This is a genomic window from Blastococcus capsensis (assembly GCF_030165005.1).
Taxonomy (GTDB): domain Bacteria; phylum Actinomycetota; class Actinomycetes; order Mycobacteriales; family Geodermatophilaceae; genus Blastococcus; species Blastococcus capsensis.
Genome location: NZ_JASNNW010000021.1, coordinates 1 through 25,012 on the forward strand (window position 1 = coordinate 1; position 25,012 = coordinate 25,012).

Genomic DNA, 25,012 nt, shown 5'->3' on the forward strand with positions numbered 1-25,012 from the left:
TGGAGTCCCACTTCCACTGGCACGGCGACGCCTTCACCGATGGCCAGGTCATCGACACGATCACCCCCAAGACCGGCCGCGCCAAGGGCGGGAAGGTCGGGGAGAACGACACCGCCCGCCGCGCCGAGCCCGTGTGGGACCCCACGCAGCACACCGGGTCGTGGCGGGCGGTGTGGGCATACTCGGCCAGGCGCGCAGCCCGGGACCGCAAGACCCTCGCCCTGCAGGAGGCCCGGGCGCGGGAGGTCGTCGACGGCGAACGCGCGGCCCGCACGCCGCGGTTCGTCAAGACCAGCAACGGTGCCCGATCCCTGGACGAGACCGCACTGGCCAGAGCGCAGAGCCTGGTCGGGTTGAAGGGCTACGTCACCAACATCCCCGCCAATCTCATGCCCGCGGCCGAGGTGATCGGCAGCTATCACGACCTGTGGCGGGTCGAGCAATCGTTCCGGATGAGCAAGACCGATCTGCGGGCCAGGCCGATGTTCCACCACACTCGCGACGCCATCGAGGCCCACCTCACCGTCGTGTTCACCGCCCTGGCCGTGGCCCGCGAGGTTCAGAACCGCACCGGCCTGGCGATCGGCAACGTCATCCGCCAGCTGCGGCCGCTGCGCTCGGCCACGGTCGCGATCAACGGCGCCACCCAGACGTTTCACCCCGCCGTTCCCGCAGCTCAGCGGGTCATCCTCGATGCGCTACCGCCGGTCGAAGTCACGCACTAAGCAAATGATCAAAGTCGGGTCGGACGATGGCGTCGCGGACGACGGTGGCCCACGGGTGGTGTTCGTCGGACGACGGCGTCGCGGACGACGGTGGCCCACGGGTGGTGTTCGGCCAGGGGTCGGCGGCGTCCGCTGCGGGCCAGGGTGGCCGGGACGGTGAACAGCCTGGTCTGCAGCCGCTTGGGCTCCCACCGCCGGGCGGCGTGATCGGTGAGGGCCAGCAGCTGCATCCAGCCGGGTGAGCTCACACGCCAGCGCCAGGATGGCGCACCAGGTCTGGTCTTGGTCGAAGGCGTGCAGCGGCAGGTTGGTCAGTCCGGTGTCCTTCGCGCAGCGGATCCGGTCTTCGACGCAGGCGCGGCAGCGGTGCCGCAGCTCGAGTGCTGGCAGCTGCCCGCGGGCGCTGTTGGTGGCGAACGCGGTGCCCCGCAGCCCGTCGGCGTCGGTGATCCGCAGCTGCGCACCCGGGCGCGGGCGTTCCTCGCGGACGATCACCCGCATCCCGGGCGGCCAGCCGGTGAGGTCCGGCAGCCCGGTCAGCTCGGCGACCCAGGCGCCCTCGCAGATCTGGTCGTGCGCGTCGTAGGCCGGCGTCCACACCTCGGCGGGGATCTTGGAACCGCGCGGGTTGGTTCCCCTCGGTGACCGATTCGGTGGCCGGCACGACCACCGCCTCCTACGGCCCCGACGGGGAGCTGCGCGTGCAGGTGCTGCCCGGTGGGGTGGCGTTGCGGATCGGCTATGACGCCAACCGCACCCCGACCTCCCGGTCCTACGTGCGGACCGCGGACGGCGTGCAGGTGGCGACCTCGTCGATGCTGGCGAACTCGGCGGGGCAGATGGTCACCCACACCACCGCCGTGTCGGCGGATCGTGCGCACCCCGACGGCCGTTGGGTAGCGGCAGCGTCAGCTGCGCCTGGTGGCGACGAGCAGACCGCTGCCCATCGGCAGCACGGCCGGCAGCAGGGTGTCGTCGTCGCGGACGGCGCGGGAGATCTCCCGCCACGCCACCGACTGCGGGTCCCGCGCGGTGCGGTCGGCGATCCGCCCGCCCTCCAGCAACCCGTGGCAGGTGAGCGATCCGCCCACCCGCACCAGCGCGAGCAGCCCCGCGAGGTGCTCGGCGTACTCCCGCGGCGGGCCGGCGCAGCACACCATGTCGTAGCCGCCGGGGGAGAGTCGGGGCAGGACCTCGCCGGGGGTGCCGAAGATCAGCCGCGCCCGGCTGGCGGGCACCCGGGCCTCGGCGAGCGCGGTGCGCGCCGCCCGCAGCTGCTCGGGATCGCCGTCCAGGGCGGTGAGGACGCCGTCGGGCCGCATCCCGCGCAGCAGCCACAGCGCGGCGAGGCCGCCGCCGCTGCCGATGGACACCACCGAGCGGGCCCCGGCCGTGGCGGCGAGGACGGCCAACGTGGCGCCGACAGCCGGCTCCACCGGCGTGGAGCCGGGCAGCAACTGGGCACGGTGCCGCGCGGCCTGCATCTCGGGCGACTCCGCGGCGAAGCGTTCGGCGTAGGCGGCGCCCAGCTCGGTGCCGCCGGCGGGCGGCGGTCGCTCGGCGCTCATCAACACACCTCCGGTGACGGAGCAGAACGGCTCCGCCGTGCTCCAAAGGTTCCCCGCACCGGCCGAGGGTAGTGGCCGGGCTGCGCGAGGCCGTGTGCCCGGCCGGACCTGTGCGTCTCCTGGGAGCCGCGGTGCGCGGGAACACGCATGTGCCGGCCGTCCGTTGATCCGTACGTGCGCCTGAAGCGAGCCGTGCCCGTTCCACCCGTCGACGCGTCTCAGCACGCGCCGGCATCCGTCTGCGAAACTGGTGGGGTGTCCGAGGCCACGTCCGCGCAGTCCGAGGGCACCGGCATGGCCGCGGACAGCTGGGTGGCCCCGTCCTGGGAGCAGGTCGTCCGTGACCACTCCGCCCGGGTGTACCGCCTCGCCTACCGGCTGTCCGGCAACCCGCAGGACGCCGAGGACCTGACGCAGGAGACCTTCGTCCGGGTGTTCCGCTCGCTGGCCGACTACTCGCCCGGCACCTTCGAGGGCTGGCTGCACCGGATCACCACGAACCTGTTCCTCGACATGGTCCGCCGCCGCCAGCGGATCCGCTTCGATGCGCTCCCCGAGGACACCGAGCGGCTGCCCGGCCGCGCGCCGAGCCCCGAGCAGGTGTACGCCGACACCCACCTGGACCCGCAGGTGCAGGCCGCGCTCGACGCGCTGTCCCCGGAGTTCCGGGTGGCCGTGGTGCTCTGCGACATCGAGGGCCTCACCTACGAGGAGATCGCGGCCACGCTGGGCATCAAGCTGGGCACGGTCCGCAGCCGCATCCACCGTGGCCGGGTGCAGCTGCGCGAGGCGCTCGCCCACCTGGCCCCGCGTCGGGTGGCCGCGGCCGGGGAGGCCGGCGCGTGATCCCGGAGAGCCACCTGGCCCAGGAGGCGATCGCCGCGCTGGTCGACGGCGAGCTGACGGCGGGCCCGGCCGGACGGGCAGCCCGGCACCTCGCGGGCTGTGCCACCTGCCGCATGGCCGTGGAGGCCCAGCGGGAGGCGAAGGCGGCGCTGCACGGCTCCGCGGACGTCACGATCCCCGGTGACCTCATGTCGCGCCTGCGCGCCATCCCCTTCACCGCCGACGTGCCCGGTTCCGGTGACGGAACGGGTGCGATGAGCGCCGCCGCGGGGGAGCTGACCGTCACCGGCAGCACCGGCTCCTGGTCGCTGGACCTCACCGAGGGCGCGCAGCGCCGCGGGCCGCTCGGTGCGCGCTGGCTTCGCCGCGGGGTGGCCGGCACGCTCGCCGGTCTCGGTGCCGGCGTCACCGCGCTGGCGCTGACGCTCCCGGCCGATGCCGCCCCCGCGCCCGCCGCGGACCGGCCGCAGCCGGAGCAGCACACCCAGGTCGTCCCTCCCGTCGTGCGGACGGTCACCGTCGACCTCTCCACCGGCATCGGTTCCCCGGGTGGCACGCCCTGAGCACCGACCACGACCACGACCCGGCCGCACCCGGGGAGGCCGGTTACTCGCGTCCCGAGGGGCGGCTCGGCGGCTTCGACGACGCGGCGGTGCAGCGGCTCACCCCGCGCGCCGTGCCCGCCCCGCAGCCCACGCCGGCGCAGGCGGGTGCGTTCGGCCGGCCGGAGCGGGTCGCCGGCAGCTTCGCCGGTGACCGGCCCCCGCCCGCACCCCGCCCGGTGCCGCCGCCGCCCCCGGAGGCACTGCTGCGGGCGTTCGGACCGCCCGCGCCCGGCCGGCACGGGCTCCAGGAGCCGCCGGGTGGCCGGCCCGGCGGCCGGCGCACCGCCACCGGTCCGTGGTGGAAGGCCGACGCCTCGAGCGACCCCTGGCGCGACCCGGCGTCACCGGCCGGCCTGGGCATCCCCGCGGTGTACGACGAGGACAGGCAACCCGGCCCGGTCGTGGTCGACAGCCAGGGGCGGCGCAAGGTGCGGCTGCGCGACCTCTCGGTGCGGCTGGCGACGCTCGTCGTGCTCGGCCTACTGGTGGTCGGCGTGGTGGGCGGCGGCGTCGGCTGGTACCTGACCCGCACCGCCGGCGAGACCCCGCTGCTCAGCCCGGGGACGACGCTGTCGCAGGTGGACCCGGGCATCACCCGGGAACCGGGCTCGGTGTCCGACATCGCCGACGCCGTCATGCCGGCGGTGGTCTCCATCGAGGTTCGCGTGGGGCAGGCGGGGGCCACCGGCTCCGGCGTCGTGATCGACGGCGAGAACGGCTACATCGTCACGAACAACCACGTCATCTCGGGCGCCGACGGCGTCGAGGGGGCCGAGATCCGCGCGGTCTTCTCCGACGGCAGCGGATCCGCGGCGCGCATCGTCGGCCGCGACCCGGCCAGCGACCTCGCCGTCATCAAGGTGGAGAAGCCCGGACTGGTGACCGCGTCCATGGGACGCTCCGACGACGTCGTCGTCGGCGACCCCGTGGTCGCCATCGGCTCCCCGCTCGGCCTCGCCGGCACCGTCACCAGCGGCATCGTCAGCGCGCTGGAACGGCCGGTCCGGCTGTCCGGTCAGGGTACCGACACCAACGCGGTGATCAGCGCCGTCCAGACCGATGCACCCATCAACCCGGGGAACTCCGGCGGTGCGCTGGTGGACGCCACGGGGGCGCTCGTCGGCATCAACACCGCCATCGCGTCGAGCGGAATGGGTGGTGGCTCGATCGGCCTGGGCTTCGCCATCCCCATCGACACGGTGAAGCGGATCACCGAGCAGCTGATCTCCACCGGCACGGCCGTGCACGCCGCGCTCGGCGTCAGCGCCCGGTCGGTGACCGACGGGACGCGGGACGGCGCGCTGGTGGTCAACATCGAGCCGGGCAGCGCCGCGGCGCAGGCGGGCATCCGCGAGGAGGACATCATCATCGCGGTCGACGACACCCCGGTCGGCAGCTCCGAAGAGCTGGCCGTGGCGGTGGACGCCCGGCAGCCGGGCGAGGAGGTCGTGATCGAGTTGGTCCGCGGCGGGAGTTCCCGGACGGTCCAGGCGACGCTCGGCGCCGCCTGAGGCTCCTTGCAGGATCCCGCCGCGAGCTCGCGAGTGGCGGGGGGCAAGGAATGTTCTGACTACGCTGGGACGGTGAGCGGCGCGCGCAGGCGGCATGCGGAAGGAGGGCGGCGGTGTTCAACTCGATCGGCTGGCCCGAGCTCTTCGTCGTCGCCCTCGCCGCGCTGTTCATCTTCGGTCCCGAGCGCCTGCCCGACCTGGCCAAGGACGCCGCCAGCGGGCTGAAGAAGGTGCGGACCGCCATCACCGGCGTCCGCGAGCAGGTCAACGAGTCCCTCGGCGACGACTTCGCCGACCTGCGCGACCTCGACCTGCGCAAGTACCACCCGCGCACTTTCATCCGCGACCAGCTGCTCGGTGACGACGACGAGTCCCCGCCGGCCCGGCCGGCCAGCGGCGCGACAGCGGCCTCGGTGGTCGCCGCCCAGCTGCGCGACCGCAGCGTTCCGCCACCCTTCGACGTCGACGCGACGTGATCTGTCGTCCTCCGGACGACACCGCGGCCACGTGCCCTCCCCAGTTGCGCTGAGCCGCTGCCGTCACTCCTCGGGGGAGCCTCCGGCCCCCCGCTCGTCGCGACAAAGCGCTGCTCGCCCCGGCTCGGGGAGCCTCCGGCCCCCGCTCGCCGGAGCGAATACTCAGTGCTTGACGGGGGTGAGGCCCAGGGACATGCCGGACAGGCCGCGCTGGCGGACGGCGAGCCCGTCGGCGATCTTCTCCAGGGCCTGCGCGGCGGGGGAGTCCGGGTCGGCGAGCACGATCGGCGCACCGGCGTCGCCGGCCTCGCGGAGCCGGGTGTCCAGCGGGATCTGGCCGAGCAGCGGCACCCGGGCACCCAGCGTGCGGGTCAGCGCGTCGGAGACGGTCTGGCCGCCGCCGGAGCCGAACACCTCGACCCGGGAGCCGTCGGGCAGGTCCATCCAGCTCATGTTCTCGATGACCCCGACCACCTGCTGGTGGGTCTGGGTCGCGATCGCCCCGGCGCGCTCGGCCACCTCGGCGGCGGCCAGCTGCGGGGTCGTGACGACGAGGATCTCGGCGTTCGGCAGCAGCTGCGCGATCGAGATGGCGACGTCACCGGTGCCGGGCGGCAGGTCCAGCAGCAGGACGTCGAGGTCACCCCACCACACGTCGGCGAGGAACTGCTGCAGCGCGCGGTGCAGCATCGGCCCGCGCCACACGACCGGGGTGTTGCCCGGCGTGAACATGCCGATCGAGATGACCTTCACGCCCAGCGCCTGCGGCGGCATGATCATGTTGTCGACCTGGGTGGGCTTGTCGTCCACGCCGAGCATGCGCGGCACCGAGTGGCCGTAGATGTCGGCGTCCACGACGCCCACCGCCAGGCCGCGCTTGGCCAGGGACGCGGCCAGGTTCACCGTGACGCTGGACTTGCCGACGCCGCCCTTGCCGGAGGCGACGGCGTAGACCCGCGTGAGCGAACCGGGCTGGGCGAATGGGATCACCGGTTCGGGGGCGTCGGTGCCGCGCACGGTCTTGCGCAGCTCGGCGCGCTGCTCGTCGCTCATGACGTCGAGCGCGACCTGCACCGAGGTGACACCGGGGACGGCGGAGACGGCCTGGGTGACCCGGGTGGTGATCGTCTCCCGCATCGGGCAGCCGGAGACGGTCAGGTAGACCTCGACGTCGACCGAGCCGTCGGGCCCGATCCGCACGTCCTTGATCATGCCCAGCTCGGGCAGGGGCCGGTTGATCTCGGGGTCCTGGACGGTTGCCAGAGCGGCGTTGACGGCGTCGAGCGCCGGCGTGCCGGTCAGCTGGTCGGACATCGTGTTCGTCTGTCTCCTTCGACGGGGGACCGGCGTCCGGCGGTCGGCGGCAGCAGCGGCGACCCGCGCGATCGGTCGCCTGCCACTGTACGGCGGGCGGCGCCCCGCCCCGTCCGCCGGAGGGTGATCTGGGGCGCACCCGGTGTGTCACTAGGGTCGGTTCGTGTCGCCCGACCGGTCGCAGACCCTCCGGGACGCCGTCGGTCTGGGCCTCGCCGTCGGCCTCTACGGGGTGGCGTTCGGCGCGGCCGCCGACGCGGCGGGCCTGGACGTCTGGCAGGCGCTGGTGCTCTCGGCCGTCATGTTCACCGGGGCCTCCCAGTTCGCCCTGATCGGGGTGCTCGGCGCCGGCGGCAGCCCCCTCGCCGCCGTCGGCAGCGCCCTGCTGCTCGGCACCCGCAACACCGTCTACGGGGTGCGCCTGGTGCCGCTGCTGCGACCGCGGGGCCCCCTCCGCCGCGCGGGGACGGCGCACTGGGTCATCGACGAGACGACGGCGCTGTCGCTGGCGGCTCCCGACCGGGCGCTCGCCGGGCTGGCGTTCCTGGTGGGCGGCGCGACCCTCTACCTGACCTGGAACGCGACGACCGTCGTCGGTGCGCTCGGCGCCGCGGCCCTGGGCGGTACGGCGCGGGCGGCGCTGGACGCGGTCGTCCCGGCGGCGTTCCTGGCGCTGCTGTGGCCGCGGCTGGGCCGGGGCAACGCCCAGCCGGCGGTGCAGCGCCGGGTGGCGCTGGGCGGTGCCGTGGTCGCCCTGGCGCTGACGCCGTTCGTCCCGCCCGGCGTGCAGGTCGTCGCCGCGGTGGTGGCGGTGGCGCTGGCCGGACGCCCGCGGCGGGCCGCCGCATGAGCGCCACCTGGACGGCGGTGCTGGTCGCCTCGGTGGGCTGCTACCTGCTCAAGCTCGCCGGGCTGTCGGTCCCCGCGTCGTGGGTCGAGCAGTCCTGGGTGGCGCGGGTCGTCGATTTCGTGCCGGCGGCGCTGCTCGCCGCGCTCGTGGTCGTCCAGGGACTGACCAGCGGGGACGAGGTCGTGGTCGACGGGCGGCTCGCCGGGCTGGCGGTCGCCGCGCTGGCCCTGGCGCTGCGGGCGCCGTTCATCGTGGTGCTGGTCCTCGCCGGGGCCGTGGGCGCGCTGGTGCACGTGCTCGCCGGCTGATCCGGGACGCTGAGGCGCGGGCGTCCTCGAGTGTCGGCCGGTCGTCCTCTCCCACGGACCGACGGGACAGCCGGCCGACACTCGGCGGTGACCAGCGGGTCAGCCGACGGTGTCGCGCCGGCGCGGCTTGTCGCGTCGCTCGTCGCCGTCGTCGCTCGACATCCGGTTCAGCTCGCCGCGGATGAAGTCGCGGGTGGCCAGCTCGCCGATCGCCACGCGGAGCGCGGCCAGCTCGCGAGCGAGGTACTCCGTGTCCGCGCGGGTCTGGGTCGCCCGGGCGCGGTCCTCCTCGGCCTGCACGCGGTCGCGGTCGGCCTGCCGGTTCTGCGCCAGCAGGATCAGCGGCGCGGCGTAGGCGGCCTGGGTGGAGAAGGCCAGGTTCAGCAGGATGAACGGGTAGGGGTCCCAGCGCAGCTGGACGGCGAAGACGTTGAGCGAGATCCAGACGACCACGAGGATCGTCTGCACCGCCAGGAACCGGCCCGTGCCCAGGAACCGGGCGATCCCCTCGGCGAACTGGCCGACGGCGTCGGGGTTCAGCCGCAGGAAGCTGCCGAACCGGCGCGCGCCCCCGCTCGGGACGTCGAGCCGCGGCGTGTCAGCCACGGCGGGCTCGCTCCCGCCAGTCGTCGGGCAGCAGGTGGTCGAGGACGTCGTCGACGCTCACCGCGCCCACCAGCCGGCCCTGCGCGTCGACCACCGGCGCGGCGACCAGGTTGTAGGTGGCGAAGTACCGGGTGACCTGGGCCAGCGGGGCCTCGGGGCGCAGCGGCTCGAGGTCGTCGAGCACCCCGCTGACCAGCGTCGACGGTGGCTCGCGCAGCAGCCGCTGGATGTGCGCCAGCCCGAGGTAGCGGCCGGTGGGCGTGGCCGACGGCGGGCGGCAGACGTACACCTGGCTGGCCAGGGAGGGCGTGATCTCCTCCTGGCGGACCCGCGCCAGCGCCTCGGCGATGGTGGCGTCGGGGGAGAGGATCACCGGCTCGCTGGTCATCATCCCGCCGGCGGTGTCCTCGGAGTACTTCAGCAGCTGCCGCACGGACTCGGCCTCGTCGGGCTCCATGAGCTCCAGCAGCCGGTCCCGGTCGACGTCGCGCAGCTCCGACAGCAGGTCGGCGGCGTCGTCGGGGTCCATCTCCTCCAGGACGTCGGCCGCGCGGCTCTCCTCGAGGGTGCCCAGGATCGTGATCTGCTCGGCCTCGGGCAGCTCGCCGAGGACGTCGGCCAGCCGCTCGTCGTCCATGGCCTCGGCCACCTCGTGCCGCCGCTTGATCGGCAGCTCCTGCAGCGCGTGGGCCATGTCGGCGGCGTTGAGCTCCCGGTAGGTGGCGATCAGCGTCTCGGCGCCCTGCCCGGTCTGCGGCAGGGCCAGCCCGGTCACCTCGTCCCAGGCCACCTGGTGCAGCTGCCCGCGCCGGCCGATCCGGCCCGGCTCCTGGACGGCCAGCCGGGTGAGCAGCCAGTCGCCGGTGCGGGTCTGCTCCATGCCGGCGTCGACGACGTGGGCCGGGCGGCCGGACTCGTCGATGCGCACCTGCCGGTCCAGCAGCTCACCGAGGACCAGCGTCTCGCCGGCCCGCTGCTCGAAGCGCTTGAGGTTGAGGGTGCCCGATGCGAGCATCACCGCGCCCGGGTCGATGGCGGTGACCCGGCCCATCGGCACGAAGATCCGGCGGCGCGCGACGACCTCCACGACCAGGCCCAGCACCCGGGGACAGGCGGTGCCCACCCGCAGGGCGACGACGACGTCACGGACCTTGCCGACGCGGTCGCCGTTGGGGTCGAAGACGGTCAGCCCGGCGAGCCGGGAGACGTAGGCCCTCGTCACCGTGGTCACGAATCCTCCTCGCTGGCGCTCGTCGGCTCCGTGCCGCACGGCTGTGTCGCTGCGAGACCTCGCTAGCTCGGTCTCGAGTCCTCGCCGGCGCTCGTCGGCCCCATGACCCACGGCTCTGTCGATGCGAGCCCTCGCAAGCCCGGTCCCGGCGAAGGTTACCGTCGGCGCCGTGACTGCCCCGGTTGCGCTGGACTACGAGGTCGTCGACGTGTTCGCCGCCCGGGCATTCGCCGGCAATCCGCTGGCGGTGGTGTTCGACGCCGACGACCTGTCCACGGAGCAGTGCCAGACGCTGGCCAACGAGTTCCACCTGTCGGAGACCTCGTTCCTCTGCTCGCCCACCGAGCCGGGGGCCGACCACCCTGGGTCGGCCGGCGGTCCGCGGGCCGACTATCGGATCCGCATCTTCACGCCGTTCGCCGAACTGCCCTTCGCCGGCCACCCGAGCGTGGGTGCGGCGCACACGCTGGTCCGCACCGGGCGGCTGCCCGCCGGGACGCTGCGCCAGGAATGCGGCGCGGGGGTGCTGGACGTGGTGGTCGACTCCGACGGCGCCACCTTGTCCGGCGGCCGCCCCACGCTGTCGGACGGGCCGGACCCGGGTCTGCTGGCCGCCGCCATGGGGCTCGCGCCCGCCGACATCACCGGGGTGCCCGCCGACGTCGCCGGCTGCGGGCTGCCCTTCGCGTACCTGTCGGTGCGGCCGGACGCCGTGGACCGCGCGGTGCCCGATCCGAGGGCGCTAGCCGCGCTGGGCGTGGGGGAGGGGGTCTCGGTGCTGTCCTGGGACGCCGACAGCGGGACGGCCTACGCGCGGGTCTTCGCCGCCGATCTGAGCTGGGGCGAGGACCCGGCGACCGGCTCGGCGGCGCTCGGGACGGGGGTGTGGCTCGTGGAGTCCGGGTTGCTCGCCCCGGAGGGGACGTCGTCCTTCGTCGTCCGGCAGGGGGAGAAGCTCGGCCGGCCGTCGGTGCTGGAGTGCACGGCCACGGCGTCGGGGAGCAAGGCCGTGGCCGCGACGGTGCGCGGCGCCGTCGTCCCGGTCGCCGGCGGCCGCATCCGGGTTCCCTCCTGGTGAAGGACCCCGTTCCCCTTCCGCCTCGCTCCGCTCTGCGGGAGCCTCTGGACGGGGCCGGCGCCGCGTGGGCGCCGCACCGGCCGGGCGGGCGGGACGTCGGCCTCCTGTCGCTCGCGGTCATCGGGGTCTCCCTGTCCGCGCCGCTCACCACGATGGTCGCCGCACCGATGCTGGCGCTGGCGTTCTGGCGCAATGCGGCCGGCGCCGCTGCGCTGCTGCCGGTGCTGCTCGCCCGGGAGCGCTCGACCCTGACCGGGCTCCGCTGGCGTGACCTGCGCAGCTCGGCCGTGGCCGGACTGTTCCTCGCCGCGCACTTCGCGGCCTGGCTCCCGAGCCTGTCCATGACGACGGTCGCCGTCTCGACGGCCCTGGTCACCACGACCCCGATCTGGACGGCGCTGGCCGCGCGGATCTCCGGGGTGCACCTGCCGGCCGCCGTCTGGTGGGGGCTCGTGCTCGCGGTGGTCGGCGTGGCGCTGATCGTGGGCGTGGACGTCGCGGTGAGCCGGGAGGCCCTCGCCGGTGACGTCCTGGCCCTTCTCGGGGCGATCTGCGCCGGCGGCTACGTGCTGGCCGGGGCGCGCGCCCGGCAGCGGCTGGCGACATCGGCGTACGCCGTCGTCGCCTACTCGGTCTGCGCGCTGGCGATCGCGGTGTCGGCGGTGCTCGTCGACGCGCCGCTGGCCGGCTTCCAGGCGCGGGACTGGTGGCTGATCGCGGCCATCACCGTCTCCGCCCAGCTGTTCGGCCACACCCTGCTCAACCTGGTGCTCTCCTCCGTCGGCCCCACGGTGGTGAGTCTCGCGGTGCTCCTGGAGGTGCCCGGGGCCCTGGTGTTCGCGCTGGTGCTGCTGGGCGAGGTCCCGCCGCTGCTGGCCCTCCCCGGGGTCGTGCTCGTCGTCGCGGGCGTGGCGCTGGTGGTGCGGGCCAGCCGGCCGACCACCCTCGTCGAGCCGGGCACCTGAAGGCCGAGCCCGTGTTGATCATCGGCATGCGGCGGCCGCCAGCGGCGTGTCGGTCAGCCAGTTGACGGTGATCAACGCGGTTCTGCGGGCGGAAATCCTCGTCGCTACCCTCCGGTAGCCGACTTTCCCGACCCACCCCAGCCCCGCCTCAACCCACCCACCATCCCGGAGGACCCCGTGGCCGAGCTCCGATCCCGTCGTTCCAACCTGGCCGTTCCCGGCAGCAACCCCCGGTTCCTGGAGAAGGCCAAGGGTCTGCCGGCCGACCAGGTGTTCCTGGACCTCGAGGACGCGTGTGCGCCGCTGGCCAAGCCCGGCGCCCGGAAGAACATCGTCGCGGCGCTGAACGAGGGCGGCTGGGGCGAGAAGATCCGCACCGTCCGCGTGAACGACTGGACGACGGAGTGGACGTTCCAGGACGTGCTCGAGGTCGCCGGCGGGGCCGGCGCCAACCTCGACGCCATCATGCTGCCGAAGGTCCAGGACGCCGCCCAGATCAAGGCGCTGGACATGCTGCTGACCCAGATCGAGAAGGCCAACGGCCTGGAGGTCGGCCGGATCGGCATCGAGGCGCAGATCGAGACGGCGCAGGGCCTGATCAACGTCAACGACATCGCGTTCGCCAGCGAGCGGATCGAGACGATCATCTTCGGCCCGGCCGACTTCATGGCCAGCATCAACATGAAGTCGCTCGTGGTCGGTGCTCTGCACCCCGACTACCCGGGCGACCCGTTCCACTACATCCTCATGCAGATCCTCATGGCCGCCCGCGCCCGTGGTGTGCAGGCCATCGACGGCCCGTTCCTGCAGGTGCGCGACGTCCCGGCCTTCGAGGAGGTCGCCAAGCGCTCGGCCATGCTCGGCTTCGACGGCAAGTGGGTGCTGCACCCGGGGCAGATCGACGCGGCCAACGAGATCTACGCGCCGTCCCAGGAGGACTACGACCACGCCGAGCTGATCCTCGACGCCTACGACTGGGCGACGTCGGAGGCCGGTGGCAAGAAGGGCTCGGCGATGCTCGGCGACGAGATGATCGACGAGGCCAGCCGCAAGATGGCGCTGGTCATCGCCGGCAAGGGCCGCGCCGCGGGCCTGTCGCGGACGTCGTCCTTCACCCCGCCGGAGGCGTGACCCGGGCATAGGAAGCTCTACCTGCGGATCCGACCCGCGATCCGCAGGTAGAGCTTCCTATGCTCCGCTGGATCAGGGGCCGAAGCCGCCGCTGGTCAGCGTCGCGAAGGCGACGACCCAGAGCACGACGACCAGCGCGAAGAAGCCGGTGACCAGGCCGCCGACGATGATGCCGGCCAAAGCCAGGCCGCTGCCCTCCTCACCGGTCCGCTTGATCTGCTTGCGCGCGACGATGCCCAGCACCAGCCCGGCCGGCGCGAAGACGAACGCCATGACCAGCGCCAGGATGGCCAGGGTGTTCGTCGACCGGCCGTAGGCGGGCGGGTAGCCCGGCGGGCCGTACCCCGGCGGCGGGTAGCCCGGCTGGGCGTACCCGGGTGGCGGGTAGCCCGGCTGGCCGTACCCGGTCTGCGCTGCCCCCGGCGCCGGCGGCGGATCGCCCCGGTGGAGGTCGTCGTCCCTGCTGTTCATGCGTCCCTCCTGTCCGGCGGGCGCCGGTCGGGCTACTCCACCACGCGGGCGGACCGGACGTGAGCAGGCACACGCCGGAGCTCATCCGACGGTGCTCCATACTCGCGGGTAACCCGGACACCGGAGTCCCCGAGGAGCGAACCTGTGACCCGCTTGGCCCAGACCGCAGACCTGACCGACATCCAGCAGGAGATCCTGTCGACGGTTCGGAGCTTCGTCGACCGGGAGATCATCCCGAACGCGCAGGAGCTCGAGCACGGCGACGTCTACCCGCAGAAGATCGTCGACGGGCTCAAGGAGCTCGGCATCTTCGGCCTGATGATTCCCGAGGAGTACGGCGGTCTCGGTGAGTCGCTGCTCACCTACGCGCTGGTCGTCGAGGAGATCGCCCGCGGCTGGATGAGCGTCTCGGGCGTCATCAACACCCACTTCATCGTCGCCTACATGATCAAGCAGCACGGCACGCAGGAGCAGAAGGAGCACTACCTGCCCCGCATGGCCACCGGCGAGGTGCGCGGCGCCTTCTCGATGTCGGAGCCGGGGCTGGGGTCCGACGTCGCCGGCATCCGCACCAAGGCCACCAGGCAGGCCGACGGGGACTACGTCGTCGACGGCCAGAAGATGTGGCTGACCAACGGCGGCAGCTCCACGCTGGTCGCCGCCCTGGTCCGCACCGACGAGGGCGCGGAGAAGGCCCACCAGAACCTGACCACGTTCCTCGTCGAGAAGCCGGCCGGCTTCGGCCAGGTCAAGCCCGGGCTCACCATCCCCGGCAAGATCGACAAGATGGGCTACAAGGGCGTCGACACCACCGAGCTGGTGTTCGACGGCTACCGGGCAGGTGCCTCGGACATCCTCGGCGGCGAGCCGGGCAAGGGCTTCAGCCAGATGATGGACGGCGTCGAGGTCGGCCGGGTCAACGTCGCCGCCCGCGCGTGCGGCATCTCGATCCGCGCCTTCGAGCTCGCCGTCGCCTACGCCCAGCAGCGGGAGACCTTCGGCAAGCCGATCGCCCAGCACCAGGCGATCGCCTTCCAGCTGGCCGAGATGGCGACCAAGGTCGAGGCCGCCCACCTGATGATGGTCAACGCCGCCCGGCTCAAGGACGCAGGCAAGCGCAACGACGTCGAGGCAGGCATGGCCAAGCTGATCGCCAGCGAGTACTGCGCCGAGGTGACCACGCAGTCCTTCCGCATCCACGGCGGCTACGGCTACTCCAAGGAGTACGAGATCGAGCGCCTGATGCGCGAGGCGCCGTTCCTGCTCATCGGCGAGGGCACCAGCGAGATCCAGAAGACGATCATCAGCCGCGGGCTGCTCAAGACCTACAAGCTCAGGGGCTGAGCTTCCCGGCGCACCTCGGCCCCGTCCCTCCGCCGAGGGACGGGGCCGAGTTCGTCTCTGCGGACGGTCTGCCTCTGAGTGCAGGGGCACTCAGAGCCAGACTGTCCGGGGGGTCCCCGTGGCCCGGCTGCGGGCGGGTCAGCCCGAGTCGCCCGGTGCGGGCTCGAGCGGACGTCGACCCGGTCGACGCCGAAGGACCGGGCCAGCCCGGTCAGCACGGCCCGGGTGTTCCGTTCCGCGCGGTCGGTGAGGTCGCTCTCGGCGGCGGCCACCGCCAGCCGGCGCTCGGCCAGCGCGTAGCGGCCGCCGTCAGCCGGCGGGGCGGTTCCGGGCCGCACCGGGCGGTGGGGCGGGAGCGCCCGTGCTAGGCAGGGCGCATGCGTGCCGTGGGAGTGACCGAGTTCGGTGGGCCCGAGGCCCTGCACGTCGTCGACGTGGAGCCGGAGCCGCTCGGCCCGGGCCAGGTGCGGCTGCGCGTGCAGGCTGCCGCCGTCAGCCCCACCGACACCCACGCCCGCTCCGGCGCCTACGCCGACCGGGATCCGGTGAAGACCCCGCCGTGGGTTCCGGGCATGGACGTCGCCGGCGTGGTCAGCGAGGTCGGCGAGGGGGTCGACCACCTCGCGGTCGGCGACCTCGCCATGGGCATCGTCGTCCCCTTCGGCCCGTTCGGCGGCTACCGCGAGGACAAGGTCCTGCCGGGTGACTCCGTGGTCCGGGTCCCGCGCGGGGCCACCGCCGTCGAGGCGTCGACGCTGCCGATGAACGGGCTCACCGCGCGGCTGGCCCTGGACCTCATGGGCCTGCGGCCCGGGCAGGTGCTCGCGGTGACCGGCGCGGCCGGGGCGTTCGGCGGCTACGTGGTCCAGCTGGCCGAGGCCGACGGGCTGACCGTCGTCGCCGACGCCTCGGAGGCCGACGAGGAACTGGTCCGCGGCCTGGGGGCCGACGTCGTCGTGCGGCGGGGCGACGACGTCGCCGACCGGATCCGGGAGCACCACCCGGAGGGCGTGGACGGGCTGGCCGACGGCTCGGTGCAGGACGAGCTGGTGCTGCCCGCCGTCCGGGACGGGGGCGCGGTGGCCACGGTGCGCGGCTACCGCGGGAACGGCGAGCGCGACCTGCGGGTGTTCCCGACGCTGGTGCGGAAGGTCGCCACCGACCGCGCGGCGCTCGACCGGCTCCGCCAGCAGGTGGAGGACGGCGCCGTGACCCTGCGGGTGGCCCGGGCGTTCCCCGCAGCGCAGGCGGCCGACGCCCACCGGGCCCTGGAGGCCGGCGGGGTCCGGGGACGGCTGGTCCTCACCTTCTGACCACCCGATCTCCGCCCCGCCCGTGCGGGTGACCCGCTACCGGGGGTTTCCACAGGCGCCGATGGACCGGAACGGACGCGTCCGTCTACGGTCTCGCGACGTCAGCCCGGCGTACCGCGACGGCCGGGGCCGCCCCCGGAGCCTCCGGGCGGCCACCGGGTGGGGACGGTCGGGAGGGAGTGCGGTGCGCGTCCAGCTGAGCGTCGGGCACGACGACGGCGCGTTGCTCGACGTCGCCGTCGACGTGGACGACGACCTCCCGCTCAGCCGGGTGACGGCGGAGCTGGCCCGGGTCACCGGCTCGCCGGCCGAGGGGATCTGGCTCGCCGGCCGCCGGCTGGACGACGACCAGCCGGTGGGGGAGAGCCCGCTGGTCGACGGCGCGGTGGTGCACCTGTCGTCGGCGGCGGCGGCGGTTGCCGCGCCGGCCGGTGCGCCGACCCGTGGCTGGCAGTTGCGGGTGCTCAGCGGTCCCAGCAGCGGCCTGGTCGCCGACCTGCCGATGGGGGACCACGAGCTCGGCCGCAGCAGCGGGTTCGGCTTCGCCGACCGTTCGATGTCCCGGCGGCACGCCCTGCTGCGGGTCGGGGCCGACGGCGCCTCGGTGCGCGACCTCGGCTCGGCCAACGGCACGTTCCTGGAGGGCGAGCCGGTACCCGAGGACGGCGGCGTCGCGGTGGCACCGGGGCAGATCGTGCAGCTGGGCGACACCCAGCTGGTCGTCGGCCCGGCTCCCGCCCCGGATGCCGCGATCGAGCCGGCCGGCCCCGGCACCCGGGCGTTCGTCCGGGCGCCGCGGCTGCTGCCGTCCAACCGGGAGGTGCGCGTCCAGCTGCCGCAGGAGCCGAAGAGCAGGGAGCCCCGCCGGTTCCCGCTGGTGATGATCCTGGCGCCGCTGGTCATCGGCATCGTGCTGGCGCTCGTGCTGCGCTCGCCGCTGTACCTCGTGTTCGCCGTAGCCAGCCCGGTGCTGATGATCGGCAACACCGTGGCCGACCGCCGGCACAGCGCCCGCGAGGAGCGCCGGGCCCGGGAGGAGTACGAGCAGGAGCTCGCCCGGGCGCTGCAGCGGATCGAGACGGCCGTGGCCGAGGAGACCGCCCGCCGCCGCGCCGCCCATCCCGACCCGGCCACCGCGCTGCTCACCGCCGTCCTTCCCGGCCGGCGGTTGTGGGAGCGGCGCCGCACCGACCCCGACGCCCTCGACCTGCGCCTGGGCGCCGCCGATCTGCCCGCCCAGGTCGTGGTCGCCGACCGGTCCGGCCGCGACGAGCCGCCGGAGCAGCGCACCGTGCGGGCGGTCCCGGTCGTCGTCCCGTTGCGCGGAGCCGGTGTCGTGGGGCTCGCCGGGCCGGCCGAGCCGCTGGCCGGTCTGCTGCGCTGGGTCGTCCTGCAGCTGGCCGTGCACCACCCACCCCGCGACCTCGCACTGACCCTGCTGGCCCCCCGGCGACAGGCGGACTGGAACTGGGTGCGCTGGCTGCCGCACACCCGACCGGCCGACGGCGAGGGCCCGGTCGCCTTCGTGGGCAACGACTCCGAGACGGTGACCGCGCGGGTGGCCGAGCTGACCGCGCTGATCAAGGCCCGCCGGAACGCCGCGGCGTCGGGCGGTGGCCGGATCCAGCCGGAGTCGTTCCCCGCGCACGTGCTCGTCGCCCACGGCTTCCGGCCGCTGCGCGCCACCCCGGGCCTGGCCCAGGTGCTGCAGGACGGCCCGGCGGTCGGGGTCTACGCCGTGTGCGCCGACGAGGAGGAGCGGTTCCTGCCGGAGGCGGCCACCGCGACGGCGGTGTTCGACGCAGTCGAGGAGAACCAGCTGCTGGTGCGGCGCAGCGGCCACGACCCCGTCCCGGGCGTGCTCGCCGAGCCGGTGGGTGCGGAGCTGGCCGAGGCGGCGGCCCGGGCGCTGGCGCCGCTCCGCGACGTCAGCCAGGAGGACGACGACGCCGTCCTGCCCGACGGCGTGCGGCTGCTCGACGTCCTCGGCCTGGAGCCGCCGACGGTCGACGGGATCCGCGCGCGCTGGCAGCTGGAGGGGCGGACGACCCGGCTGGTGGTCGGCTCGGGGCTGCACGGGCCGTTCGTCCTCGACCTGCGCACCGACGGCCCGCACGGGCTGGTTGCCGGCACCACCGGAGCCGGCAAGTCGGAGCTGCTGCAGACGATGATCGCCTCGCTCGCGGTGGCCAACCGGCCGGACGCGCTCAACTTCGTGCTCGTCGACTACAAGGGCGGCAGCGCGTTCAAGGACTGCGTTCACCTGCCGCACACCGTCGGCATGGTCACCGACCTCGACGCCCACCTCGTGGAGCGGGCGCTCACCTCGCTCGGTGCGGAACTGAGGTACCGCGAGCACCGGCTGGCGCGCGCCGGCGTGAAGGACATCGACGACTATCTCGAGCTGCAGGCGCGCGAGCCCGGACGTCCGCCGCTGCCCCGGCTGCTCATCGTCATCGACGAGTTCGCCTCGATGGCCCGCGAGCTGCCCGACTTCGTCGCCGGCCTGGTGAACATCGCCCAGCGCGGCCGGTCGCTGGGCATCCACCTGATCCTGGCCACCCAGCGGCCCAGCGGGGTCGTCTCACCGGAGATCCGCGCCAACACCAACCTGCGCATCTCGCTGCGGGTCACCGACGGCGCGGACAGCAGCGACGTGCTCGACGCCCCGGACGCCGCCCGCATCCCCAAGTCCGCGCCCGGTCGTGGCTTCGCCCGGCTCGGGCACGGCGCGCTGGTGCCGTTCCAGGCCGGCCGCATCGGTGGGCGCCGCCCCGGGCAGGGCGCGGTGGCGGCGGCGGTTCCGTTCGTCGTCCCGCTGGGCTGGCACCAGGTGGGCTATGGGCCTCCACAGAGGCCCGCGACGGCGGCCCGCCGGTCCGACGTCGAGGTCACCGACCTGTCGGTGCTGGTGGAGGCGGTGCGCGGCGCGTCGGTGGCCGAGGACGTGCCGGCGCAGCGCAGCCCGTGGCTCGAGGCGCTGCCCACGCGCGTGCTGGTGGGCGATCTCGATGCCCCCGCCGCCGGCGTGGCCCGCCTGCCGTACGGCCTGCAGGACCTGCCCGCGCTCCAGGAGCGGCGGGTGGCCGCCTTCGACCCGGCCACCGACGGGCACCTGCTGGTCATCGGCTCGCCGAAGAGCGGCCGGTCGCAGCTGCTCCGCACGCTGGCCGGCGCGGTCGGGGTGCACTGCGCGACCAGCGACGTCCACCTGTACGCGATCGACTGCGGCAACGGCGCGCTGCTCCCGCTCGCCGACCTGCCGCAGTGCGGTGCGGTCGTTCCCCGCGCTCAGACCGAGCGGGCGGTGCGGCTCCTCGACCGGCTGAAGCGGGAGATGGAGCGCAGGCAGCAGGTGCTGGCCGAGGGCGGGTTCGCCGACATCACCGAGCAGCGGCGGTCGGCGCCGGCGCAGCAGCGGCTGCCGCACGTGCTGCTGCTGCTGGACCGCTGGGAGGGGTTCACCCCGACGCTCGGCGAGGTCGACGGCGGGCGGCTCACCGACATCCTCATGGCGATCGTCCGGGAAGGTGCCTCGGTCGGGATCTCCGTGGTGATGACCGGCGACCGGTCGTTGGGCACCGCCCGGCTGTCGTCGCTGACCGACAACAAGCTGGTTCTGCGCCTGGCCGACCGGGGGGACTACCCGCTCGTCGGGGTTCCCGGCAAGCAGGTGCCCGGTCTGCTGCCGCCGGGGCGGGGGATCACCGTCGACGGCGCCGTCGAGACCCAGGTGGCGCTGCTGGCCGGCGACGACTCGGGCCAGGGGCAGGCGGCCGCGATCGCGGAGATCGCCAAGGCGGCACACGTGCGCGATGCGCTGGTGCCGCGGTCGGCCCGGCCCTTCCGGGTCGACGTGCTGCCCTCGCGCATCACCTTCGAGACGGCCTGGGAGATGCGGCCGGCCGACGCAGGTGCCGGCTTCGCGCTGGTCGGCGTCGGCGGCGACGAGCTGGTGGCCGTTGGCCCGGACCTGGTCCAGCGCGGTCCTGCCTTCGTCGTCGCCGGGCCGGCGCGCTCGGGCAGGAGCACGGTCCTCGCAGGGATGGCCGAGTCGCTGCTGCGGCAGGGCACGTCGATCGTCGTCTGCGCACCGAAGGCGTCACCGCTGCGGGCGTTCGCGGGCCGCCCGGGGGTGCTCGCGGTGGTCGAGGAGGTGTCCACCCCGGCCGACCGCTGGACGGAGCTGCTCACCGCCGATCCCGGCCGGCCGCTGGTGCTGCTCCTGGACGACGGCGACGTGCTGCGCGACTGCCCCGCCTCGGAGGTGTTCCGCGGGGTCGTGAAGGGCTACGCCGGCCCGGGACGCAGCCTGGTGCTGGCCGGGAACGCCGACAGCATCTGCACCGGCCTGTCCGGCTGGCAGGTGGACGCGAAGAAGGCGCGGCAGGGTGTGCTGCTGTCCCCACAGGGCAGCACCGACGGCGACCTGATCGGCCTGCGGGTGCCGCGCAGCGCCGTGGGTGGGCCGGTGCAGCCGGGGCGGGCCCTGCTGCACCTCGGGGACGGCGCGCTGCGCACCGTCGCCGTACCGAGCCCACCGGTCGGCTGATCCGCCGGGCGCGACGGGGCCCGACGCGACGGAGGCCGCCTCGCGCGGCGAGGCGGCCTGTCGTTCGAGCGGGGGAGGTGGTCAGCGACCGAGGGCGCCGGCCAGCTGGGTGTCGGCGTCGCGGAAGGTGGCGGCGGCCGTGTTCAGGTACTGGGCCATGCCGTCCAGCCCGCCGATCATGTTCTTCGCGCCGGTGTCGAACTCGTCGTAGGACGCCTGGAAACTGCGGCTGGAGCTGTCGGTGACGTACCCGTCGGAGACGAGCTGGTCGACGAGGCTCTTCAGCTGGCCGAGCATGCCGTCGATCTCGGCGCGCCCGTTCATCAGCCGGCCGGCGGCGTCTTCCATCTGCTGGTAGGTGACGTTCACGTTCGCCATGAGGATCCAATCGGGACGGCCCGGTCGCGGACACCGCACCGGGGAGCAGCGGGTCATCGGGACGGTAACGGCGGGAGGGACGCCGTGGGCCCGCTCTCCGTTGGCCTGTGGACAGAGCCCCGGGGTGGGGGCGGGAGGTCTGGGGTCGCGGCGGTCACGGGGTACCTGATTGGGTGCAGCTGAGGCTCCGGGCAGCGGAGTCCGGCGGATCCGGAGGTACGGCGCGATGGTGCACAGGCTGGTGGTCAGCTACGGGACGCCCGAGGACCCCGCGGCGTTCGATGCCTACTACCGGGAGACCCACACCCCGCTGGCGCTCGAGCAGCCCGGGCTCGTCCGGCTGACCTTCGGGCACGGCAAGGCCATGGACCCGGCCCAGCCGGCGCCCTACCTCGTCGCGGAGCTCGACTTCGACTCCGAGGAGGCCATGGGGCAGGCGCTGACGTCCCCGGAGGGGCGGGCGGCCGGCGCCGACCTCGCCAACTTCGCCACCGGTGGGGTCTCGTTCGTGCACTTCGACGTCCAGACGGCGAGCCCGGCGTGAACGGCGCCCAGGCACTGATCCGCACCCTCGTCGACGCGGGTGTGGACGTCTGCTTCGCCAACCCCGGCACCTCCGAGATGCACTTCGTCGCCGCGCTGGACGACGTGCCGGAGATGCGCGGCGTGCTGACCCTCTTCGAGGGCGTCGCGACCGGTGCTGCCGACGGCTACGCGCGCATGGCCGGCCGGCCCGCCGCCACCCTGCTGCACCTGGGGCCGGGCATGGGCAACGGGCTGGCCAACCTGCACAACGCCCGCCGCGGGCGGGCCCCGATGGTGAACGTGGTGGGCGACCACGCCCGTTCGCACAAGCGCCTGGACGCTCCGCTGGAATCCGACATCGACGCCGTGGCCGGCACCTTCTCCGCCTGGGTGCGCCGCTCCTTGTCCCCGGCCGACGTGGCCGCGGACGCCGTCGACGCGGTGGCCGCGGTCTCCGGCGGGGGCATCGCGACGCTGATCCTCCCGGCGGACGTGTCGTGGGAGGACGGCGCCGCCGTCGCCGATCCCCGGCCGGTGCGACCGGCTCCGCGCGTGGCGCCGTCGGTGGTCGAGGAGGTCGCGGCCGTCCTGGCCGGCGGGGAGCCGACCGTGCTCTTCCTCGGTGGGAACGCCGTCGGCGAGGACGGTCTGCTGGCGGCCGGTCAGATCGCCGCAGGCACCGGCGTCCGGCTGATGACCGAGACCTTCCCGGCGCGCGCGGCCCGGGGCGCCGGGCTGCCCGACGTCGCCCGGCTGCCCTACCCGCCCGAGGTCGCGATGAAGGCTCTGGCCGGGACCAGGCACCTGGTGCTCGCCGGCGCCACGGCGCCGGTGCACTTCTTCGGCTACCCCGGGGTCCCCGGCCACCCGGTGCCCGAGGACTGCACCGTGCACGTGCTCAGCGAGCCGGGGGAGGACGGCGTCGCGGCGCTGCGGGCCCTGGCCGACCTGGCGGCCCCGGGCGCGGAGCCGCAGCTGCTCGAGGCGTCCCGCCCCGAGCTGCCCACGGGACCGCTGACGCCGCGGGCGATGTCGGCGGTCATCGGTGCGCTGCTGCCCGAGCGCGCGATCGTGGTCGACGAGGCGATCACCTCCGGCGTGGGGATCATGGAGCTGACCTCGGGGGCGCCCCGGCACGACTGGCTGGCGCTGACCGGCGGCGCGATCGGTGACGGGCTACCGATGGCGCTGGGCGCGGCGGTGGCCTGCCCCGACCGGCCGGTCCTGGGCATCCAGGCCGACGGCAGCGCCATGTACACGATCTCGGCGCTGTGGAGCTACGCCCGCGAGCAGGCCGACATCACCACGATCATCTGCGACAACGGCTCCTACGCGATCCTCCAGCACGAGCTGTCCCGCGTGGGCGCGGCCGGCGACGGCGAGAAGGCGGCCAAGCTCCTGGACATCAGCGGGCCGGGGCTGGACTTCGTCGCCCTGGCCCAGGGGATGGGCGTGCCGGCGACCCGGGCGATGACGGCCGAAGAGCTCGCCGACCAGCTGCGGGCGGCGCTGGCCGAGCCGGGGCCGCACCTGATCGACGCAGTCCTGCGCTGAGGCGGCGTCCGGGAGGGACACCCCGGGCAGTGGCCGCTTGCTCACGTGAGGTACACAGGAGTCACCTCGCTGTGAGGAGCACCACAGCCACGACGAAGGAGTCGCGTCTTGTCCCTGCACCGCAACCGGTTGGTCCCCCTCGCTGTCGCCGCAGGAGTGGGGATGGGTGCGTTCGTCGCCGGCGGGCCGGCCCTGGCAGGTCCACCGTCGTCCGTCCAGCCGCCTGGCGAGGCAGCCGGCCACGAGGCGGCGAACCCGAACTGGCAGCCGGTCCAGGAGTCCCCGCGGGAGCCGCTGTTCAAGAAGGACTGGACGATCGCCGACCCGAAGTTCGACTACCGCGGCGAGACCGCGGGGCAGGAGTTCGTGCCGCTGACCGACGAGGACGGCAACGCGATCAGCAAGGTCCTCTACGGGATCCACCAGGGGGCGGCCTACCGCATCGAGGTGCCGCTGGACTGGAGCGGTGACGTCGTCTTCTGGGAGCACGGCTACCGCGGCACGGGGACGACGCTCTACGTCAGCGACCCGAGCTACGACCTGCGCCAGACCTACATCGAAAACGGGTACGCCTGGGCCGCGTCGTCCTACAGCGCGAACCGGTACGACATCGAGGCCGGCGTGCGGTCCACCGAGCAGCTCGCCGAACTCTTCGACCGGGAGGTGGGCAAGGCCGACCAGCGCTACCTGCAGGGCGTCTCGATGGGCGGCCACGTGATCGGCGAGCTGATCGAGCGCAACCGGGGCGTCGAGTGGGCCGGCGCCGCGCCGATGTGCGGCGTGATGGGTGACCGCGAGCTCTACGACTTCTTCCTCGACTACAACCTGCTGGCGCAGGCGCTGGCCGGGGTGGACGGCTATCCGCTGCCGAACCAGGCGGAGTACTTTGGCCAGGTCGTGCCGGAGATCAAGGCTGCGCTGGGAACCCCCACGACGAAGAGCCCGGAGTATTCGGGCCTCACTGAGAAGGGCGAGGTCTTCCGCGACCTGATCACGGCGATCTCCGGCGGCGAGCGCCCCGGGGACGACGAGGCGTTCGGCTACTGGGAGGGGCAGAACTTCGTCTACGGCGTCGTGACCACAGACCCGGGCGGCCTGGACGGAGTGGCCCCGGGGCCGGTCTGGTCGAACGTCGACACCGACTACCCGGTCGACTACACGTTCGAGAACGGCACGACCCTCGACGAGGCGGTGGAGCGCGTCGCCCCGGCGCACCAGGCCCGGCGCAGCGGCCCGTCGGCGTACGTCCCGGACATCACCGGCGACATCGACGTGCCGGTGCTGTCCATCCACAACCTCGGCGACTACTACGTCCCGTTCTCGATGGAGCAGTACTACGCCGCTGACGTGCTGGCGCAGGGCAACGAGGACCTCCTGGTGCAGCGAGCCATCCGGGCCGCCGGTCACTGCGAGTTCACCCCCGCGGAGGCTGCCGACCAGTTCCTCGACCTCGTGGAGTGGGTGGAGGACGGGGTGGAGCCCGAGGGTGCCTCGGTGCTCGACGCTGACGTGGTCGCCGCTCCCAGCTACGGCTGCGAGTTCACCTCGACCGGAGCCGGCGGTACGCGCGGCTTCTACGACGACTGCTCGAAGCTGGGCGAGGCCGACTGACCGAGCGCTCGCCAGACAGAGGGCCCTCCTTCCCCACCGGGAGGGAGGGC

At 74.1% G+C, this 25,012-nt stretch carries 22 protein-coding genes and 1 pseudogene; 16 read left to right on the plus strand and 7 right to left on the minus strand.

The window, feature by feature from the left end; translation table 11 throughout:
• A partial coding sequence (locus QOZ86_RS16300; protein WP_284493024.1) for an IS1634 family transposase occupies nucleotides 1-725 on the plus strand: 725 nt, incomplete at its 5' end.
• A gap of 8 nt (nucleotides 726-733) precedes the next feature.
• Here the strand turns inward: QOZ86_RS16300 and QOZ86_RS16305 are convergent.
• Nucleotides 734-1,340, minus strand: a pseudogene (locus QOZ86_RS16305) (transposase); the annotation flags it as partial.
• Nucleotides 1,341-1,633: 293 nt separating this feature from the next.
• Nucleotides 1,634-2,293: an O-methyltransferase gene (locus tag QOZ86_RS16310; protein WP_284493025.1), complete on the minus strand. Its 660-nt coding sequence runs from the start codon at nucleotides 2,291-2,293 to the stop codon at nucleotides 1,634-1,636.
• 255 nt (nucleotides 2,294-2,548) lie between these two features.
• Between QOZ86_RS16310 and sigE the strand changes: the two genes are divergently transcribed.
• From sigE to QOZ86_RS16330, 4 genes are all read left to right on the plus strand, one after another.
• Nucleotides 2,549-3,139: an RNA polymerase sigma factor SigE gene (sigE, locus tag QOZ86_RS16315; RefSeq protein ID WP_284493026.1), complete on the plus strand. Its 591-nt coding sequence runs from the start codon at nucleotides 2,549-2,551 to the stop codon at nucleotides 3,137-3,139.
• Complete coding sequence (locus QOZ86_RS16320; protein ID WP_284493027.1) at nucleotides 3,136-3,702, plus strand: anti-sigma factor family protein; 567 nt, start codon at nucleotides 3,136-3,138, stop codon at nucleotides 3,700-3,702. The genes sigE and QOZ86_RS16320 overlap by 4 nt, the downstream gene beginning before the upstream one ends.
• Before the next feature lie 113 nt (nucleotides 3,703-3,815).
• The gene (locus tag QOZ86_RS16325) at nucleotides 3,816-5,255 is read left to right on the plus strand and encodes a S1C family serine protease (protein ID WP_284493028.1); all 1,440 of its coding nucleotides are present in this window, start codon (nucleotides 3,816-3,818) and stop codon (nucleotides 5,253-5,255) included.
• Between the two features lie 113 nt (nucleotides 5,256-5,368).
• A complete protein-coding gene (locus QOZ86_RS16330; protein WP_284493029.1) occupies nucleotides 5,369-5,731 on the plus strand; it encodes a twin-arginine translocase TatA/TatE family subunit in 363 nt (120 codons plus the stop codon).
• Nucleotides 5,732-5,893: 162 nt separating this feature from the next.
• Here QOZ86_RS16330 and QOZ86_RS16335 read toward each other — a convergent pair whose 3' ends face one another.
• Entirely contained in the window at nucleotides 5,894-7,045 is a 1,152-nt protein-coding gene (locus QOZ86_RS16335; RefSeq protein WP_284493030.1) for an Mrp/NBP35 family ATP-binding protein, read from the minus strand.
• A 163-nt stretch (nucleotides 7,046-7,208) separates the two neighbouring features.
• On the opposite strand from QOZ86_RS16335, the gene QOZ86_RS16340 reads away from it, so the two are divergent.
• Together QOZ86_RS16340 and QOZ86_RS16345 are read left to right on the plus strand one after the other, a co-directional pair.
• Nucleotides 7,209-7,895 carry an AzlC family ABC transporter permease gene (locus QOZ86_RS16340; protein WP_284493031.1) on the plus strand — a complete coding sequence of 229 codons (687 nt, stop codon included), beginning with the start codon at nucleotides 7,209-7,211 and terminating at the stop codon, nucleotides 7,893-7,895.
• Entirely contained in the window at nucleotides 7,892-8,203 is a 312-nt protein-coding gene (locus QOZ86_RS16345) for an AzlD domain-containing protein (protein WP_284493032.1), read from the plus strand. Before QOZ86_RS16340 ends, QOZ86_RS16345 begins: the two co-directional genes overlap by 4 nt.
• Before the next feature lie 99 nt (nucleotides 8,204-8,302).
• On the opposite strand, the gene QOZ86_RS16350 is transcribed toward QOZ86_RS16345, so the two are convergent.
• Both QOZ86_RS16350 and QOZ86_RS16355 read right to left on the minus strand, forming a co-directional pair.
• The gene (locus QOZ86_RS16350) at nucleotides 8,303-8,809 is read right to left on the minus strand and encodes a DUF1003 domain-containing protein (protein WP_284493033.1); all 507 of its coding nucleotides are present in this window, start codon (nucleotides 8,807-8,809) and stop codon (nucleotides 8,303-8,305) included.
• Complete coding sequence (locus QOZ86_RS16355; RefSeq protein WP_284493034.1) at nucleotides 8,802-10,040, minus strand: magnesium transporter MgtE N-terminal domain-containing protein; 1,239 nt, start codon at nucleotides 10,038-10,040, stop codon at nucleotides 8,802-8,804. The genes QOZ86_RS16350 and QOZ86_RS16355 overlap by 8 nt, the downstream gene beginning before the upstream one ends.
• 169 nt (nucleotides 10,041-10,209) lie before the next feature.
• On the opposite strand from QOZ86_RS16355, the gene QOZ86_RS16360 reads away from it, so the two are divergent.
• From QOZ86_RS16360 to QOZ86_RS16370, 3 genes are all read left to right on the plus strand, one after another.
• Complete coding sequence (locus QOZ86_RS16360) at nucleotides 10,210-11,118, plus strand: PhzF family phenazine biosynthesis protein (protein WP_284493035.1); 909 nt, start codon at nucleotides 10,210-10,212, stop codon at nucleotides 11,116-11,118.
• Nucleotides 11,115-12,083 (plus strand): DMT family transporter, encoded by a 969-nt coding sequence (locus QOZ86_RS16365; RefSeq protein WP_284493036.1) that lies wholly within the window; start codon nucleotides 11,115-11,117, stop codon nucleotides 12,081-12,083. The genes QOZ86_RS16360 and QOZ86_RS16365 overlap by 4 nt, the downstream gene beginning before the upstream one ends.
• Nucleotides 12,084-12,260: 177 nt before the next feature.
• Entirely contained in the window at nucleotides 12,261-13,214 is a 954-nt protein-coding gene (locus QOZ86_RS16370; RefSeq protein WP_284493037.1) for an HpcH/HpaI aldolase/citrate lyase family protein, read from the plus strand.
• A 72-nt stretch (nucleotides 13,215-13,286) separates the two neighbouring features.
• Here the strand turns inward: QOZ86_RS16370 and QOZ86_RS16375 are convergent, their stop codons facing one another.
• The gene (locus QOZ86_RS16375; RefSeq protein ID WP_284493038.1) at nucleotides 13,287-13,685 is read right to left on the minus strand and encodes a DUF4190 domain-containing protein; all 399 of its coding nucleotides are present in this window, start codon (nucleotides 13,683-13,685) and stop codon (nucleotides 13,287-13,289) included.
• 144 nt (nucleotides 13,686-13,829) lie between these two features.
• Between QOZ86_RS16375 and QOZ86_RS16380 the strand changes: the two genes are divergently transcribed.
• The 3 genes from QOZ86_RS16380 to QOZ86_RS16390 all read left to right on the plus strand — a co-directional run bounded on the left by QOZ86_RS16380 (nucleotide 13,830) and on the right by QOZ86_RS16390 (nucleotide 20,894).
• Nucleotides 13,830-15,029, plus strand: coding sequence for an acyl-CoA dehydrogenase family protein (locus QOZ86_RS16380; RefSeq protein WP_284493039.1), 1,200 nt, complete (start codon nucleotides 13,830-13,832; stop codon nucleotides 15,027-15,029).
• 377 nt (nucleotides 15,030-15,406) lie between these two features.
• Nucleotides 15,407-16,342 carry an NADP-dependent oxidoreductase gene (locus QOZ86_RS16385; RefSeq protein ID WP_284493040.1) on the plus strand — a complete coding sequence of 312 codons (936 nt, stop codon included), beginning with the start codon at nucleotides 15,407-15,409 and terminating at the stop codon, nucleotides 16,340-16,342.
• 184 nt (nucleotides 16,343-16,526) lie between these two features.
• The gene (locus QOZ86_RS16390; protein WP_284493041.1) at nucleotides 16,527-20,894 is read left to right on the plus strand and encodes an FtsK/SpoIIIE domain-containing protein; all 4,368 of its coding nucleotides are present in this window, start codon (nucleotides 16,527-16,529) and stop codon (nucleotides 20,892-20,894) included.
• Between the two features lie 81 nt (nucleotides 20,895-20,975).
• Here the strand turns inward: QOZ86_RS16390 and QOZ86_RS16395 are convergent, their stop codons facing one another.
• Complete coding sequence (locus QOZ86_RS16395; protein ID WP_284493042.1) at nucleotides 20,976-21,272, minus strand: WXG100 family type VII secretion target; 297 nt, start codon at nucleotides 21,270-21,272, stop codon at nucleotides 20,976-20,978.
• A gap of 226 nt (nucleotides 21,273-21,498) precedes the next feature.
• Between QOZ86_RS16395 and QOZ86_RS16400 the strand changes: the two genes are divergently transcribed.
• From QOZ86_RS16400 to QOZ86_RS16410, 3 genes are all read left to right on the plus strand, one after another.
• The gene (locus QOZ86_RS16400) at nucleotides 21,499-21,816 is read left to right on the plus strand and encodes an EthD family reductase (RefSeq protein WP_284493043.1); all 318 of its coding nucleotides are present in this window, start codon (nucleotides 21,499-21,501) and stop codon (nucleotides 21,814-21,816) included.
• Entirely contained in the window at nucleotides 21,813-23,351 is a 1,539-nt protein-coding gene (locus QOZ86_RS16405) for an acetolactate synthase large subunit (RefSeq protein ID WP_284493044.1), read from the plus strand. The genes QOZ86_RS16400 and QOZ86_RS16405 overlap by 4 nt, the downstream gene beginning before the upstream one ends.
• Nucleotides 23,352-23,513: 162 nt before the next feature.
• A complete protein-coding gene (locus tag QOZ86_RS16410; RefSeq protein WP_284493045.1) occupies nucleotides 23,514-24,962 on the plus strand; it encodes an alpha/beta hydrolase in 1,449 nt (482 codons plus the stop codon).
• The last annotated feature ends 50 nt before the right edge of the window (nucleotides 24,963-25,012 follow it).

Bases quoted from the DNA above. Each gene is read 5' to 3' on its own strand.
- QOZ86_RS16410 (WP_284493045.1), top strand. From the start codon at position 23,514: ATGGGTGCGTTCGTCGCCGGCGGGCCGGCCCTGGCAGGTCCACCGTCG.
- QOZ86_RS16310 (WP_284493025.1), bottom strand. From the start codon at position 2,293: ATGAGCGCCGAGCGACCGCCGCCCGCCGGCGGCACCGAGCTGGGCGCC.
- QOZ86_RS16395 (WP_284493042.1), bottom strand. From the start codon at position 21,272: ATGGCGAACGTGAACGTCACCTACCAGCAGATGGAAGACGCCGCCGGC.
- QOZ86_RS16335 (WP_284493030.1), bottom strand. From the start codon at position 7,045: ATGTCCGACCAGCTGACCGGCACGCCGGCGCTCGACGCCGTCAACGCC.
- QOZ86_RS16400 (WP_284493043.1), top strand. From the start codon at position 21,499: ATGGTGCACAGGCTGGTGGTCAGCTACGGGACGCCCGAGGACCCCGCG.
- QOZ86_RS16385 (WP_284493040.1), top strand. From the start codon at position 15,407: ATGCGTGCCGTGGGAGTGACCGAGTTCGGTGGGCCCGAGGCCCTGCAC.
- QOZ86_RS16375 (WP_284493038.1), bottom strand. From the start codon at position 13,685: ATGAACAGCAGGGACGACGACCTCCACCGGGGCGATCCGCCGCCGGCG.
- QOZ86_RS16345 (WP_284493032.1), top strand. From the start codon at position 7,892: ATGAGCGCCACCTGGACGGCGGTGCTGGTCGCCTCGGTGGGCTGCTAC.